The following is a 14,141-nucleotide window of genomic DNA, read 5'->3' on the forward strand; positions in this document are numbered from 1 at the left end:
TTTTGCTGGAACCATTGCAGTTACAAGATTTGATGGAGGGATTATTTATGGTTGAAATAAGAAATAAAGACACAATTAAAGAAGATATTCTGAAGGCGTTTCGATTCCGTCATGCCTGCAAGTTATTTGATGTGCAAAAGAAGATTAGCGATGAGGATTTTCAATTTATTCTTGAAACCGGGCATCTTTCGCCAAGCTCATTTGGACTCGAGCCGTGGAAATTCGTTGTACTGCAAAATCAGCAGCTGCGTGACAAATTGGCGGAAGTTTCATGGGGAGCTGTAGATAAACTGAAAACGGCAAGCCATTTTGTTCTTGTCCTTTCGCGAAAATCTAACAACCTTGAGGCAAATTCTTCGCATGTTCAGCACATGCTGAAAGATATTCAAAAGCTGCCTGAGCATGTGCAACAGATGATGACCGGCGCAATTGATAATTTTGAAAAAGCTGACTTTCAATTGACGCAAAATGATCGTGTTTTCTTTGAATGGGGCTGTCGCCAGGACTATCTCGCAGTTGCTAATATGATGACTGCGGCTGCGGAAATTGGCATTGACTCTTGTCCGATCGAGGGCTTTAATCGAGAAAAAGTTGATCAATTGTTGCGCAGCGAAGGTATTATTGGCGCGGAGGATTGGGGTATAGCCTGTATGGTTGCATTCGGCTATCGTGCTAAAGAACCACGTCCCAAAACAAGGCAGCCATTGGAAGACGTTGTAAGCTGGATTCACTAATAATAACGAGCCGATGAGGCTCTTTTTTTTAGAGAAAGAATAAGATTTTGCACAAAAAATCGAGCGAAGTGCGCGGCGCCTGCGGCAAGCGAGCAACCAAAGCGCAATTGTTAAAAAAGGACTTAGCAGGCCAAGATTTTCTCAGTATGTTCCAGATGTATCAGTTTAAAAGAAACGGAGCGGCAAAAACAGGCTGTCCCGTTTGAATCAATCAGTATCCGGCCAAGGTGTCGCCTCATATAGTAAAGGTAAAGACATGTCAAACGCATTGGCAAAATGCGGCGCTGCACCTTAAGAGCATGATTCATAGTGAGGCGATGAACCATGAAAATCGGACAATGGGTTCATACTAAATACATGGGGAAACATGAATGCATCGGCTTTGTTACCGCTGTTTACCCGGACTTCAAACGCTGTAAATTACGGGTCACTCGCTGCGATCATTATCCAAACATGAAGTGGTTGGAGATTGCTTTTGACGACGCGATTGACGAGCAATGGGAACTCTCTTCGGAAGAGTTTGATCACCTGATTGACTTGGCGCTCGCCACATATGACGAAGATTGGTTCCATAATTTGGTGGCACGGAAAAGACGCTTGTTTACCAATTATTAATCGGACAGAAATGATGAAGCGATTGTCGCCGGCACAATCGCTTTTTTGCCAGAGGAATGATGTATCAGAAAAACTATGGCTTCACCATTGTCTAGAGGACTTATCGATGTCAATTTTAATTCAGGCAGTTTAGCAGAATAATGGGACGCTTAATTGGCTTTTTTCAGATCGCCTGACAGAAAGCGCATGACCTCTTCAAATGAGACATGAAGATGCTCACGCGGACATAAGTAGCGATACCATCCTTCTTCATAAGAACAATTGTGATCGTCACAAGCTTCGATCAGCAAATCTACGGTCTCGGTCAGCGTAGACGAATGAAAGGGTAAGATATTTTTCATGGTCAATCATCTCCTATTTATTACGTTTATATTACCATTTAATTAAAAACACATAACAAATTATGTCAAATTTTACTCTTTTCATTTGATGATCGGCTGGAGCTTTTTAAAAGAAAGGTGGATCGCTCTCTCAAACTGATAAACATTCAGGCAGAACTCCAGCGCCCAGATACGCAAATCGATACAATCGAAACGCATTTGTTGCTTGGATCTAACGTCTTTACAATTAAATCCACAGGACGTACACTAGTCATAATCTATAATCTACTAACAAATAATCCAGCATCTTAAATCGCTTAATTCTCTGAAGCGGGGGAACCAATTTTTTGGGGTGAAGCCATTCATGGCAGGGCTATTTTCAGGTCCTAATCCGTCAGCTAACTTCGTCAGCGTTTGAGAAAAAGATGGGGCACTCTGGCAAAGATAGAGTTGCAGACCTCTTGAGATTGATCGGGGGTCCGTTCTTGTTTGCGCACACGCTCAGAGGATAGGCGTTAAGCGCTGGGTACGAGAAAAGGTGAGTCTTGTGGAGTCAACAATGATTCATGTTCTGGCCGTTATCATTATCGCCGCCGGTGCCTGGCTTTGTCTCTCTCATTTTGGTTTAATAAAACGGATTCTGATTGGCAAACCGATGGCCACAAAGGCTTTGGGTTCCAATAAAAATCTTCTTTTCTGGCTGATCGCCTTGCCGGTGCTGTCCGCCGACTTGTATTCCTCGGTCGCTTATGGTCCTGAGGCTGGAATGGCTGAACTGGCGCCGCTCGGCGCATCGGCGAGATGGCTGCTTTTACCGATTACCGTTGCCTCTGTGGCGCTGCTCGCCACTCTGATCATATCTTATATCATGGGCGTGCTTGCCTATCCGGATGGCGGCGGTGCTTATGCGATTGCGAAGGACAATTTTAAGAATCCAATTTTGTCTGTGACAGCGTCTAGTGCGCTGCTCATTGATTATATTTTAACAGTCGCCGTTTCCGTTTCTGCTGCTGTGGCGGCAATTGCATCGGCTTTTCCAACGATCAATCCCTATCGGACAACAATTGCGCTTGTCTGCGTACTTGTTCTGCTTTTGCTCAACCTGCGCGGGGCATCCGAGGCAGCAAAAATTTTGGCTTGGCCAACATTTTTGTTTATGGCTTGCATGCTTGCTGTCATTGTGTCGGGCTTTTTCAATGAACTCAAGTTTGGATTTATTCAGGCAGCGACGCCAAGCTTCGCAACTGTCCCTAAAGATTTAAGTACGCTTTTGGTTCTCAAGGCATTCAGCTCGTCTTGTTCAGCGTTGACCGGTATTGAAACAATCTCCAACTCAGTGCCACTGTTTCGCAAGCCGAAGCAGAAGAATGCGATAAAAACGTATCTCGCGCTTGGACTACTGGAAAGTGTGACGCTGCTCGGTATCGCTTGGCTATTTTATGTGCATGGGATCACTGTTCGCTCCGGGAGCACGATGCTGTCGCAGCTGACACAGATCTTGTTTGGCAACGGACCGGTTTATCAGGTGATAACCTGGGCAACCTTCGTTGTATTGATTTTGGCGGCGAATTCAACGTTTAACGGCTTTTCCCAATTGGCAGCAATTGTTGCATCGGACGGTTTCCTGCCGAGAAAATTGGCGCAGCGCGGCGATCGTCTGTCGTATTCGAACGGGTTGATTTCGCTGGCAACGCTCGCTAGTTTGTTGATTGTTTTTTTTCATGCAGAGACCAATGCCTTGATACCGCTTTATGCGATCGGTGTGTTTGTTTCGTTTACCATTGCCCAGACCGGACTTGTCCGCCGTTGGCATCGAATCAGAGGCGGGCATTGGAAAACGTATCTGGTCATCAATTCGATCGGCGGCGTGGTATCAGCTACTGTTGCCATTATTTTTGCTTTCACAAAATTTACAAGCGGTGCCTGGCTTGTCCTTATCATTCTGCCATTGTTTGCTTTGTTCTCGCTAAAAGTCCATCGTCATTATCAGATGGTCGCCGCTCAGTTACGGATTGACCTGCACAAAGAACGGCCCGTCGCACATAAAGTGGTTTCAATTGTACTTCTATCCGGTATTCATCGCGTCGTCAATAACACACTTTCTTTTGCGAAGAGCATTGATACCAATGTGATGGCTGTTTACGTCGGTTTTGACGATACATCGATTGAAAAAATGCAGAAACAGTGGGAAGAGTGGGGGAATCCCTGCAAATTGATCGTGCTCAAGAGCCAGTATCGATCGCTAACCAATCCGATTGCCGCTTTTATTCAGCAAATCGAACAACAGGAAGGGCCAGATTGCTATATTCATATTCTGATGCCGCAATTCATTACAAAGGAAAGATGGCAGAACTTCCTGCACAATCAAAGCGCATTGATTCTGCGTACATGGCTTTTTTTTCACAAAAATGTTGTGATCACGACCGTTCCGTTTCATCTATCTGAATGATCGTTTCGCAAAGTGGGGGCGTTTAATTGAAAGCGTATAAGGCTTTATTTTTTGACGTTGACGATACATTGCTTGATTTTCACGCCGCCGAAGAGGGTGCGCTGCATCTGCTCTTTGATGAGCAGGGGATACCGCTCACAGCGGATATTCACGCGCAGTATCAGTCCTATAATCGTACCATCTGGCAAAAGATTGAAACTGGCGCCGCCGATCGTCAGACGCTGCTGAGTAACCGCTTTGCTGGCTTTTTTAATGCATTCGGCTTGAGCGTGGACGGACCTGCGCTCGAAGGACGTTATCAGCAGCTGCTCAGTGAAAGTCATCAGCTGATTGATGGCGCTTGGAACGTGCTGACTGCCTTGAAAAAAAGTTATCCGCTCTATATCGTCACCAACGGCGTTTCAAAGACGCAATATCGGCGTCTGCGCGACTCGCGGCTGGACACGTTGTTTGAAGCTATTTTTGTCTCCGAAGATGCTGGGGCTCAGAAACCAAGTGCGGAATTTTTTAATTATGTCTTTGATCAACTTGACCCTATTCAACCGGAGCGCGGGTTAATCATTGGTGATTCCCTCAGTTCTGATATCCGCGGTGGCATCAATTCGGGGATGGACACGTGCTGGTTCAATCCAAACCACCAAGCGCAAAATGCGGTTATCACACCGAGCTATGAGATTGATCAGCTCCGTGATCTGCTTCCTATCCTTAGCAAGCAGCCAATTCCACAAAGTAAATAATAACGAAACCGTGTGGGAAAGTTGTCTTTTTTCTCTAATGATGCATCGATGAAAGACAAAAAATAAAAGGAGACAAACGATTCAAACGTCTGTCTCCTTTTATTACACTTGGCTACGCTCAATAATTCTAATGCTTGAATGAGCTTAAGCAGCTGTCTCTACCTTGGACGCATGGAGCAGGCCAAGCTTTTCCAAACGGCGGCGCACGACAATACCGACCCAGCTGGCAAGCGCGGCTTTAATTAAGCCGACAAGTATGAAAGGGTAAGCACCGAGAGCAAGCGCTTTTGTCCAGGATAGATCAGCTATCAGCTTCAACTGAATAGTACCGATAACAAGAGTCACAATCATCCCGATGATGTTTGCCACAAGCGCCATCGGCAGATTGAATTTTGTCCGTTCTAGAATCCATCCGGTGACAAAGGCAGTCACGATAAAGCCGATAATATAACCACCGGAGGGTCCGATGATGACGCCGAAACCGCCGCTCATGCCGGAGAAGACGGGAAGCCCGACTGCGCCGAGCAGCGCGTAGACAAGCATTGATAATGTGCCATAGCGGCTGCCTAAAATCGTTGCCGTCAAAGCGACAGCAAAAGTCTGACCGGTTATTGGAACCACAGGCAGCGGAATTGTCACTTGAGCGAGAATTGCTGTAATCGCTGCAAAAAGCGCACAGAGAACGAGATTTTTGATTTTTGAATGATTCATGAAAGATGGCCTCCATATATGTTAACTTAAACAAAATATAGGTTAACATATAAAACGTGAATACGCCATCTTTTTATACGCGAATGGACGAGATTTACGCAAAAAATCGAATGAAACGCTCTGGCCCTTGTGAGAGCAGCGTGCCAGACGATCCGTGCGGCGCCCGCGGCAAGCGAGCAGCCGAAGCGTAATATTATAATAAAGACTCAGCAAAGCCAATTTTATCTCAAATAGTTTGTCTAGAAACTTGCGAAAAGGAAAGTAACGTTTTATTATATAAAACGTAAAGATTACGATTTACATAGAGAGCACCTGGAGGAGAACTATGAAAAATGACAACAAGGTGATTCGCCTATCCCTTTTGATTCTCAGCCTTTGCCTGATACTTAGCACGCTTGCGGCCTGCAGCTCGGTTACAGGGAAAAGGACAAACGGAAAAATTCAGGTCGTGGCTGCTGAAGATTTCTATGGAGAAGCGGCTCAAGCAGTCGGCGGGAAATATGTTCAGGTCACCTCCATCATCAATCGCCCAAGCATGGATCCACATGACTATGAACCGACAAGTGCGACAGCACGAGCCGTCAGTGCTGCACAGGTCATTGTTTTCAATGGCATCGGTTATGATGGATGGATGGAGAATCTCGTGACCAGTAATAGCGGCAAGAAACGGGTCATACGCGTCGGTGAGGACTTGATGCACCGAAAAGATGGTGATAACGAGCATCTTTGGTATCAACCGGAAACGATGCCCATTCTTGCTCGAAAACTAGCTGCTGAATTCGCGGCTATTGCTCCGAAACACGCAGCCTATTTCCAACAAAAAGCTGCCGCTTACATCGATGAGATAAAACCGGTTCGCGAAAAAGTGGCTGCTTTGAAGAATAAATCACGCGATCAGAAAGTCGATGTTTCCGAGCCTGTTTTCGATTATATGCTTCAGGCAATGGGTTACACTGTAGCCAATAATCATTTTGAACGCGCCGTCGAACACGAAACCGATCCTTCCCCGAAGGATATATTGCTCATGCAGCGAGATATCAAAAAACATCGGATTGCTTTTTTTGTCAGCAATAGCCAAGAAATCAGTCCGACAGTCAAAACGATGATGACTTTAGCTGAAAAGTATCACGTCCCAGTTGTGAAAGTTACCGAAACACTTCCATCAGGTAAAGATTATAAAACATGGATGTTGGGCCAATTAAAGCAGATCCAGTTGACTCAGAAATTGCATTCTGCCAAATGAAAAATCAATCGATTGAAAAGCGCTTAAGCTTGATTATCTAGTCAAGCGTTGATCTGAGGGCAAAAAAAAATCCCCTCATGGGGAATCAGTCACGCATGCTGAATTGCTCAACATCCGCGCGGGACAACGCAAAAGACTTACCGCGCTGAGCATATAAGCGAATGTGTCCACTGATAATTAGCTGCAAAACTTCTTGTTTCTCGCCACCGATGAGAGACGCGGCTTCTTCCATACTGATTAAATCCAATACATCTGCACTCCTTACCCAATGCTAATGATGTCCTGAAAGGGAACTGCCCAACTGAACCCAAACGCATCATTAATCACTATCTCTCCTATTATCGGATCGATCTTGTCAATTGTACACTTTTTTTGTCGAATCGATCCACTATGATAATAAGAAAGCGTAACAAAACAGTGTTTGACGACGGCCTCATTCAGCTGACGACCGATTGCGTCAAGCGTCTGCTCGTCAAGAAGTGGCCGCTCGATCTGAGAGGCGCGCGCTTGTTGGGCGCGCAAGGCATCCACATGCTCTGGTAGCATCATCCGGCTAGATTCCCAACGGATATTGGATCCTGGCGTCAGTTTGTTCATCACAGGCCACCTTCTGTTTTAGAAAGATGTTTCAGTTTGTCGATAGCCTGTTCAATTTCTTCCTTGCTGTGCCCCGTCCGCTGCTCGAGATCGTCAAGAGCTGTGATGCGCTGCATCAGCCGATCATTTAGAATGATTTGCTTCAGTTTTCTTTCAAAGTCGGAAAGCACGTCATCATCTCCTTTACCTTCTATTATACACGAACATTTGTTCCTTATCCAGAAGGAAGAACGAACGCATGTTCTTGATTGGGAGAAAACCCTGTTGCTTACGCGCGGAGACAGCAATGAGCCACTCATGCAAAAATAATAAAAAGGATGTCTTAATCTAAGACATCCTTGATTTTCATACGCTTTATTTCTCTTTTAGAAAGGAGCGGGTAGCGGCAAGTAAGATAAAAACGGGAAGTACCTTACTAATGATGCGGAAACTGGAAGCAAATGGGCCATACGTTGAGACGGGCTTTCCTTGACGGCTATCTCTGAGCGCATGTTCTGCCTCTTTTTCCGGACTGCTTTTTGGCAGCTTGTCCATAAACCAGCCTTTGTTTGACGGACCGGCTATACCAAGAAATTCCGTGGCAACAGGTCCTGGACAAACTGCCGTCACAGCGATTTTTCGTGGACGTAATTCCTCATTGAGCGCGCGGCTGTAAGAGAGGACATACGCTTTAGTCGCTGCGTAGATACCGAAGAGTGGCTGAGGTGCGAAGGCCGCCGAGGAGGCCACCAAAACAATTCGTCCGCCGACAGGGATATAAGGCAGCGATAGGCTGGTGATTGCAGTCAGTGCTTCGCAGTTCAAGCGAATCATACCCGTTTCTTCATCCAGAGGCAGCGAACCGATTTTGCCGTATTTCCCATAGCCGGCTGCGTTGACCAATAATTGGATATACGGCTTGTCCGCCTCTAACGTATTTTTTAACATCTCGATACTCTCCGGGTCAGTTAGGTCGATCGGAAAGACTTTTGTGTGGACAATCAGTTGCTGTGCCAATTCATTGAGCCGATCCGCTCTTCTTGAAATGATCCAGACCTCATCAATATCGGCGTAGATCCTATCGATTTCTTTAACGATTTCCCGGCCGATGCCTGAGGAAGCACCTGTCACCAGTGCGATACGCTTCATGAACATCCCTCCTGAGTGCGGCGTTATTTTTTTTCTCAAAAAATAAGAATGTATCAGATTTTGCGCATGAATGAGCAGAATCCCAATCAAATGAAGTGATAGGACAGATTCTCATTAAATTGTACCGCGACTTGCTAGGCATCACAAATTTAATCATCGATAAGAATATCGTTTTCCGAGAATAAATCTTTGCTTCCCTTCTGGTTTCGGCGATAGACTAAAGGTATTCTTAAGAGAGAGGGGCATTCGTGTGACGTATCTTTACCATATAAAACGCCCGGAAACTGTCACTGAGGAGACACCGATCCTGGTCACCTTGCATGGCATGGGATCGAATTATCACGATTTGTCAGCCATTGCCGGAAAACAATCGGCAGATTATATTCAAATTGATGTTCAAGGCAATCGTCCTTGGCAATCCGGTTATACCTATTATGTTCCGAATTTCTCATCGGTTCCCGAAGAGCACGTGATCCTTGAGACATTAGACGCGTTAATGCAATTTCTCAAAGAAACTTATCAAAAAGAGAAACTTTCCGAAAACCAGCCACTTTATTTCCTCGGGTTCAGTCAAGGCGCCATTCTCAGTTTGTGTCTTGGTATCCTTTATCCGCAACGTGTCAGCGGCGCTGTGATTTTAAGCGGGCGTTTGCCGCAATTTGTGACGGAAAAGCTGGATCAAACTTCGGCAAAGCCTTCATTTTTTATCGGACAGGGGCAATTCGATCCGCTTTTTCCTCTGCCAATTGGGCGTGCACTGCATCAATTTCTGACGGAGAATGGTTATGCAACGTTCTATCACGAGTATGCAACCAGCCACGGCGTCAATGGGGAAGAACTAGTAGCTGTGCAGCAGTGGCTAACATCTGCGTTTAATGGAAAACTTCAGTCTTGAAAAAAATGACGGATTAAAACCTGCACGTCTCCTAGAGACGCGCAGGTTTTTTCACATTTTCGCCCTTGGGCGGTCCGCAGTCAAATGCTATAATCAGGTTGCTGATTTCAAGTATTTTGGCGGAGAACCCGCTCAGGGAGTGCGTTGGTTGCATGGATGAACAAATAATCAAGGAGATCACTCAAAATTATTACCGAATTTTGGATTTAGACAGCTCGGATGACAAAGAAAAAGTTTGGATGGCACGCCGTTTCTCAGGTAATATTAGCGGACTGACGACACTTTGTTATCATATGATTGATCTGATCTGGCGTCATCCAGGGACCAATGGGAAAACGATTTGTGAACATTCAGACGTCTTACAGGGTACCGTATCTAAAGTGATCAGCCGTCTCATAAGAGTAGGACTTGTGACGGTTCAGACGGGAGAAAAAGACAGAAGAGACCGCTATTACAGTTTAACGGCTTTAGGAGAGGAACTGGCTCAGATTCATGCGGCGATGCATCAATTGAAAGATAAAAAAATAGAAGCGATTCTGACCCAATTCAATGCAGCTGAACGCGATACAATTGCTGCATTTGTGAAAAAGATGCTCGAATTGGAGCAAAGTGCTTTATGAAAACGGTAACTGCCAAATGTGACGAAACAATGAAAACGTTTTAAAATGATGCCAAAAAACGGTAAATAATCAGGATCGGATATTGTAGGGCTATTGAAAAAGGATTAATATGATTGTGCAAGATATATTCCGCGGAATGTAATGTGTCTCGCACAGAGAAAGTTAAGAAGCTTTTAAGTTTTTTCATGCAACCTCTTTCGTAAATCAGTCGTTCCTGCACATATTTTGGAAAACGTTATCAAAACAGTGATTTAAAAACGGAAAATGTACCCGTTACACACTTTTGGGGGAGGAATTATCATGGTTCATTGGCTTCGTAATAATAAATATGCATCGATTGTCTTACTGCTTATTCGCTTATATTTAGGCTATCAATGGCTTCTTGATGGATTTGCTAAATTATGGGGCAACGAAAGCCCATTCAATGCGCAAGGCTTCATGATTGGAGTGACAAAAAATCCAGTACTCGGCCCTGAAAAACAGGTCTTATATCCTGTATACAATGCGTTTATTAAGAGTATCGCTTTGCCGCACGCTGGGCTTTTCAGTTTCATGGTTGCATGGGGCGAATTTTTGATTGGCATTGGCTTGCTTCTCGGTGTTCTGACGACAGCAGCTGCCTTCTTTGCCCTGTTCTTGAATTTCATGTATTTATTCGCCGGAACCGTTTCATCCAATCCTCTTTACGTTCTACTCGGTTCAATTCTGCTGTACAGCGGGTTCAACGCTGGTAAAATTGGCGGAGACTATTGGGTGATTCCATATATCCGCAGTTATTATGGAAAGTGGTTCCATAAAGCTGGTGGCAATGTGGTAGCCGGCGGTGTCGTGCACAACTGACGCCGGGGTATCAAAAAGTTAATTGTTCTTCTTTGTGAACAACACCCGTACTGCGATCCGTGGCAGCGTGGGTGTTGTTTGTTTTTATCTAATTTTTGCACGAAAAATAAAGCGTATTCGATACAAAAAAGACTTGGCCAAGGCAATTTTTTCCCAATAAGCACTTGTTTATGACAGGCGCGTTAGATGAAAAATGATCATTGTCCTTGTATAATGGCTCTATCGGTAACTTAGGGAGCGATTTAAATATGTAAGGTCATTGTTCAACCACTTGCTGTTCAAATATTGCGGTGATGTGCATTTTTCCAGGTACATCTATTTCAAGCTGCAAGAAATAGCAGAAAGGAATCGAACAATGACAAAAAAACAGTCGTTTACTTGCCTGTGGGTGGGTCAGTCTCTGGCCAATTGCGGGGATGTTTTTTATATTGTCGGGATGATGACCATCATTTACGCGGCGACCCAGTCGGCATTTTATATGGCCGCTGTCCCCTTTCTAACGATGATGATGCGCTTTATCAGTGGCATTTTTGCGCCGCTTATTCTCGATAAATTTGGTCTGAAATGTTCACTAACTCGTTCTCAGACGGCTAAATCACTTTTATTATTGCTGCTGGCTATCGCTTTTTCTTTTCATCTTTTTGGCCCTGATTTTCTGCTGATTTTCCTGTTGGCTGCCGGAATCAGTTTTCTCGATGGTTGGGCCTTGCCGGCACGAAACGCCATGGTCCCACTGCTGATTACTAAGGAAAAATTAGTTCAGACAAACAGTTTTTTGTCGCTGCTGGATCAGTCAATTAATTTAAGCGGCTGGGCGCTCGGTGGCACTCTAGTTACTTTGTTTGGCGGCACAAAGATCGTTTGGGGTACCTTTTTCCTGTTTTTGCTTTCCACAGTTTTCATGCTGCTGATTGAAGCAGACACGGTAAGCAGCCAGAAAATGAGGGACAGAGCGGGAAGACTGGAAGTCATGAAAGAAGGCTGGCGAGCCATTGGGCAGACGCCATTGTTGCGGTTGATTAGTTGGACGGACGCGATCGGAACCATCGCGTCCGTTGTATGGATGGCCGCGATTGTTTTCGTTTTTGTCCACCATGTGCTCCATGTTTCAGACGCATGGTGGGGATTCATTAATTTCAGTTATTTCGTTGGTCTGATTCTCGGCGGGCTGGTCAGTGTCCGCTGTGCCACACTTATCCAGCACCATTTGAGACAAGCAGCGCTAATCGGCCTTTTGGCAATCGGAATAGCGACACTGCTTTTTGGCTGGAACAAGCTGCCCGCAATTGCTCTGGTTCTGTCCTTTGCCGTCGGTTTTTTTGAACAACTGCAAACGATTGCCTTCAGTACACTCATTCAGACTTGCACTAAACCGCAATTATTGGCCAAAGTGTACGCAGCGCAAGGCGCGCTGTATGCTGTCGCTTATGGATTGGCTACACTGGTCTTTGGTTATTTGACGGATAAAATCGGGGTGATCTCAGTCTTTACACTTTCAGGTCTATTGATTCTGGCAACTTTTGTGTACGCACTCCGTACAAAAAAAGAATGGCCGATGCAAGCGGATTGCTGAAGATTAAAAATAGAGCGATGAAAAAACAGCGAGGACAATTTGTCCTCGCTGTTTTTGTGCAAAGATGAATTTTGATGAGGCGCAATTGTTGAAAAAGGACTTGGCGACGCCAGTTTATCTTAAAAGATAAGAATGTATAAGATTTTGCACAAAAAAATGGAGCGAAGGTGCGAGACGCCCGCGGCAAGCGAGCGACTGGAGCGCAATTTTTGCAAAGAAAGACTTGGCGACACCAAGTTTTATCTTAATCTGATAGATTCGAATTTGTTTGGGCATCCTTCACCGTAAGATCAATTAAACATGAATTTATACGTATTAATTTTCACATTTAAGACGAGGCCGACCGCGAACATGCTGATAAATAATGAGCTACCACCGTAGCTGATGAATGGAAGGCCTAAACCGGTAATAGGCAAGATACCGATCGTCATGCCAATGTTTTGAAAGATTTGGTAAGCAAACATGCCAATGACACCCGCGCAGACTAAAGCGCCATAGGGTGAGTGTGACTCTAAACTTATCTTCAATATTCTATAGAGAAGGACGAAATAGGTCAGTATCAGAAAAGAAGCACCTAACATCCCCCATTTGCCACCCACTATTGAAAAGACAAAGTCCGAATACGCGTAGGGAACTGAAAAATTGGCCATGCTTGCTCCGCTCAACTCGCCTGAACCAATTGCATTTAATGAAGTCTGCAATTGATAGCCATCCGAATTCGTGAAGCGATTAGGGTCGAGCCATCCGTAAAAGCGCTGTGCCTGATAAGATGGAAGGTGACTCAAAATATCATTGAAAAATACATTTGGATTCAAGAAATAGAGAAGAATAAGTCCAGATATTAGGATAATAACAGGTAAAACAAGAATCATAATTGTCTTTACTCTTATTTTTGACACAAACAAAATAGTTATAAAAATAGAGCTATCTACAAGTAGACTGCCTAGATCGGGATACTGTTTGGCAAAAAAGACTAAAGGGACGAGATAAAGAAGTAATTTGCCGATAAAAATAAACTCATCTTTGGTCGTGATAAATTCTTGATCGTCTTCTTGAAGTCTTGCTAATTTGCTGCTCACAGCAAGTATTAAGCCTATTTTCATAAATTCTGCAGGCTGTATCGAAATGGGTCCCAAACGATACCAACCCTTAGCGCCGTTGATAACAGGAGCGATACTGTCCGGCATAATCAGAATGCCTAGCATGAAGACAATGCATATTAAATAAATGTAAGTCGACACGCGTTCAATAACATCTAAGTCAATGAATACAGCGACGAGAAAAAATGGAATGGATAAGACGTAGAGTATGATCTGCTCTTTTAGAAAATTGCTGGCTATCAGGTGGGCACTTTGTGCAGAGGACAGCACGAAACAACTAATACAAAAAAGAAGGAATAGGATAAAAACTAAAGAGTAATCTATTCTTTCCCAAATATTTTCTCTGTTTTCCAATTTTTTGTTCTCACTTTCCAATGTGTTTAAGGCTATGTTTAAGGAAAAATGCGATGTGCGAGACGCCTGCGATGTAGTAGTGAGATTTCTCTGAGCGACAATCCAGACTTCTTCTCGATCTCGTGTTTATCCAAACTATTATAATATTCTATTGATCCATTTGCATTCATGAGGTCAAAAAAAGATTTTCACATTTATTTTTGATTGGGTGTTATTTCTTTGAAC

General features: G+C 44.4%; 16 protein-coding genes and 1 riboswitch. Of the genes, 9 read left to right on the top strand and 7 right to left on the bottom strand.

Features of this window, described 5'->3' with window-relative positions; genetic code table 11:
• The first annotated feature begins 47 nt into the window (after window positions 1-47).
• Together JOC27_RS07265 and JOC27_RS07270 are read left to right on the top strand one after the other, a co-directional pair.
• Window positions 48-734: an NAD(P)H-dependent oxidoreductase gene (locus JOC27_RS07265; RefSeq protein ID WP_205006509.1), complete on the top strand. Its 687-nt coding sequence runs from the start codon at window positions 48-50 to the stop codon at window positions 732-734.
• Window positions 735-1,058: 324 nt separating this feature from the next.
• Window positions 1,059-1,349 carry a hypothetical protein gene (locus tag JOC27_RS07270; protein ID WP_205006511.1) on the top strand — a complete coding sequence of 97 codons (291 nt, stop codon included), beginning with the start codon at window positions 1,059-1,061 and terminating at the stop codon, window positions 1,347-1,349.
• 149 nt (window positions 1,350-1,498) lie between these two features.
• Here JOC27_RS07270 and JOC27_RS07275 read toward each other — a convergent pair whose 3' ends face one another.
• Entirely contained in the window at window positions 1,499-1,690 is a 192-nt protein-coding gene (locus JOC27_RS07275; protein WP_205006513.1) for a hypothetical protein, read from the bottom strand.
• 283 nt (window positions 1,691-1,973) lie between these two features.
• A riboswitch (cyclic di-AMP (ydaO/yuaA leader) is annotated at window positions 1,974-2,097 on the top strand.
• A gap of 119 nt (window positions 2,098-2,216) precedes the next feature.
• Here JOC27_RS07275 and JOC27_RS07280 point away from each other — a divergent pair.
• Both JOC27_RS07280 and JOC27_RS07285 read left to right on the top strand, forming a co-directional pair.
• A complete protein-coding gene (locus tag JOC27_RS07280; RefSeq protein ID WP_338062785.1) occupies window positions 2,217-4,118 on the top strand; it encodes an APC family permease in 1,902 nt (633 codons plus the stop codon).
• Between the two features lie 26 nt (window positions 4,119-4,144).
• The gene (locus JOC27_RS07285; protein WP_205006515.1) at window positions 4,145-4,855 is read left to right on the top strand and encodes a YjjG family noncanonical pyrimidine nucleotidase; all 711 of its coding nucleotides are present in this window, start codon (window positions 4,145-4,147) and stop codon (window positions 4,853-4,855) included.
• A gap of 144 nt (window positions 4,856-4,999) precedes the next feature.
• Here JOC27_RS07285 and JOC27_RS07290 read toward each other — a convergent pair whose 3' ends face one another.
• A complete protein-coding gene (locus JOC27_RS07290; RefSeq protein ID WP_205006517.1) occupies window positions 5,000-5,566 on the bottom strand; it encodes a biotin transporter BioY in 567 nt (188 codons plus the stop codon).
• Between the two features lie 325 nt (window positions 5,567-5,891).
• Between JOC27_RS07290 and JOC27_RS07295 the strand changes: the two genes are divergently transcribed.
• Window positions 5,892-6,809, top strand: coding sequence for a metal ABC transporter solute-binding protein, Zn/Mn family (locus JOC27_RS07295; protein ID WP_205006519.1), 918 nt, complete (start codon window positions 5,892-5,894; stop codon window positions 6,807-6,809).
• Between the two features lie 85 nt (window positions 6,810-6,894).
• Here JOC27_RS07295 and JOC27_RS07300 read toward each other — a convergent pair whose 3' ends face one another.
• The 4 genes from JOC27_RS07300 to JOC27_RS07315 all read right to left on the bottom strand — a co-directional run bounded on the left by JOC27_RS07300 (window position 6,895) and on the right by JOC27_RS07315 (window position 8,534).
• On the bottom strand, window positions 6,895-7,056 hold the full coding sequence (locus tag JOC27_RS07300) for an excisionase family DNA-binding protein (protein ID WP_205006521.1): 162 nt from the start codon (window positions 7,054-7,056) through the stop codon (window positions 6,895-6,897).
• A gap of 14 nt (window positions 7,057-7,070) precedes the next feature.
• Window positions 7,071-7,406: a YolD-like family protein gene (locus JOC27_RS07305; protein WP_205006523.1), complete on the bottom strand. Its 336-nt coding sequence runs from the start codon at window positions 7,404-7,406 to the stop codon at window positions 7,071-7,073.
• Window positions 7,406-7,576 (bottom strand): hypothetical protein, encoded by a 171-nt coding sequence (locus JOC27_RS07310; protein WP_205006525.1) that lies wholly within the window; start codon window positions 7,574-7,576, stop codon window positions 7,406-7,408. Before JOC27_RS07310 ends, JOC27_RS07305 begins: the two co-directional genes overlap by 1 nt.
• 184 nt (window positions 7,577-7,760) lie before the next feature.
• Window positions 7,761-8,534: an SDR family NAD(P)-dependent oxidoreductase gene (locus JOC27_RS07315; RefSeq protein ID WP_205006527.1), complete on the bottom strand. Its 774-nt coding sequence runs from the start codon at window positions 8,532-8,534 to the stop codon at window positions 7,761-7,763.
• A 250-nt stretch (window positions 8,535-8,784) separates the two neighbouring features.
• Here JOC27_RS07315 and JOC27_RS07320 point away from each other — a divergent pair, with 250 nt between their 5' ends.
• The 4 genes from JOC27_RS07320 (at window position 8,785) to JOC27_RS07335 (ending at window position 12,462) form a co-directional block, all read left to right on the top strand.
• Entirely contained in the window at window positions 8,785-9,429 is a 645-nt protein-coding gene (locus tag JOC27_RS07320; RefSeq protein ID WP_205006529.1) for an alpha/beta fold hydrolase, read from the top strand.
• Between the two features lie 152 nt (window positions 9,430-9,581).
• Window positions 9,582-10,049: a MarR family winged helix-turn-helix transcriptional regulator gene (locus JOC27_RS07325; RefSeq protein WP_205006531.1), complete on the top strand. Its 468-nt coding sequence runs from the start codon at window positions 9,582-9,584 to the stop codon at window positions 10,047-10,049.
• 300 nt (window positions 10,050-10,349) lie between these two features.
• Window positions 10,350-10,889, top strand: a complete 540-nt coding sequence (locus tag JOC27_RS07330) for a DoxX family protein (protein ID WP_205006533.1) — start codon at window positions 10,350-10,352, stop codon at window positions 10,887-10,889.
• A gap of 355 nt (window positions 10,890-11,244) precedes the next feature.
• Window positions 11,245-12,462: an MFS transporter gene (locus tag JOC27_RS07335; protein ID WP_205006535.1), complete on the top strand. Its 1,218-nt coding sequence runs from the start codon at window positions 11,245-11,247 to the stop codon at window positions 12,460-12,462.
• A gap of 290 nt (window positions 12,463-12,752) precedes the next feature.
• Here JOC27_RS07335 and JOC27_RS07340 read toward each other — a convergent pair whose 3' ends face one another.
• On the bottom strand, window positions 12,753-13,916 hold the full coding sequence (locus JOC27_RS07340) for an FtsW/RodA/SpoVE family cell cycle protein (protein ID WP_205006537.1): 1,164 nt from the start codon (window positions 13,914-13,916) through the stop codon (window positions 12,753-12,755).
• Between the last annotated feature and the right edge of the window lie 225 nt (window positions 13,917-14,141).

The organism is Sporolactobacillus spathodeae (genome assembly GCF_016908935.1).
Classification (GTDB): Bacteria; Bacillota; Bacilli; order Bacillales; family Sporolactobacillaceae; genus Sporolactobacillus; species Sporolactobacillus spathodeae.

Excerpts from the sequence above, each read along its gene's own strand:
- JOC27_RS07265 (WP_205006509.1), top strand. The coding sequence starts at position 48 with ATGGTTGAAATAAGAAATAAAGACACAATTAAAGAAGATATTCTGAAG.
- JOC27_RS07270 (WP_205006511.1), top strand. The coding sequence starts at position 1,059 with ATGAAAATCGGACAATGGGTTCATACTAAATACATGGGGAAACATGAA.
- JOC27_RS07275 (WP_205006513.1), bottom strand. The coding sequence starts at position 1,690 with ATGAAAAATATCTTACCCTTTCATTCGTCTACGCTGACCGAGACCGTA.
- JOC27_RS07290 (WP_205006517.1), bottom strand. The coding sequence starts at position 5,566 with ATGAATCATTCAAAAATCAAAAATCTCGTTCTCTGTGCGCTTTTTGCA.
- JOC27_RS07295 (WP_205006519.1), top strand. The coding sequence starts at position 5,892 with ATGAAAAATGACAACAAGGTGATTCGCCTATCCCTTTTGATTCTCAGC.
- JOC27_RS07305 (WP_205006523.1), bottom strand. The coding sequence starts at position 7,406 with ATGAACAAACTGACGCCAGGATCCAATATCCGTTGGGAATCTAGCCGG.
- JOC27_RS07315 (WP_205006527.1), bottom strand. The coding sequence starts at position 8,534 with ATGAAGCGTATCGCACTGGTGACAGGTGCTTCCTCAGGCATCGGCCGG.
- JOC27_RS07325 (WP_205006531.1), top strand. The coding sequence starts at position 9,582 with ATGGATGAACAAATAATCAAGGAGATCACTCAAAATTATTACCGAATT.
- JOC27_RS07330 (WP_205006533.1), top strand. The coding sequence starts at position 10,350 with ATGGTTCATTGGCTTCGTAATAATAAATATGCATCGATTGTCTTACTG.
- JOC27_RS07335 (WP_205006535.1), top strand. The coding sequence starts at position 11,245 with ATGACAAAAAAACAGTCGTTTACTTGCCTGTGGGTGGGTCAGTCTCTG.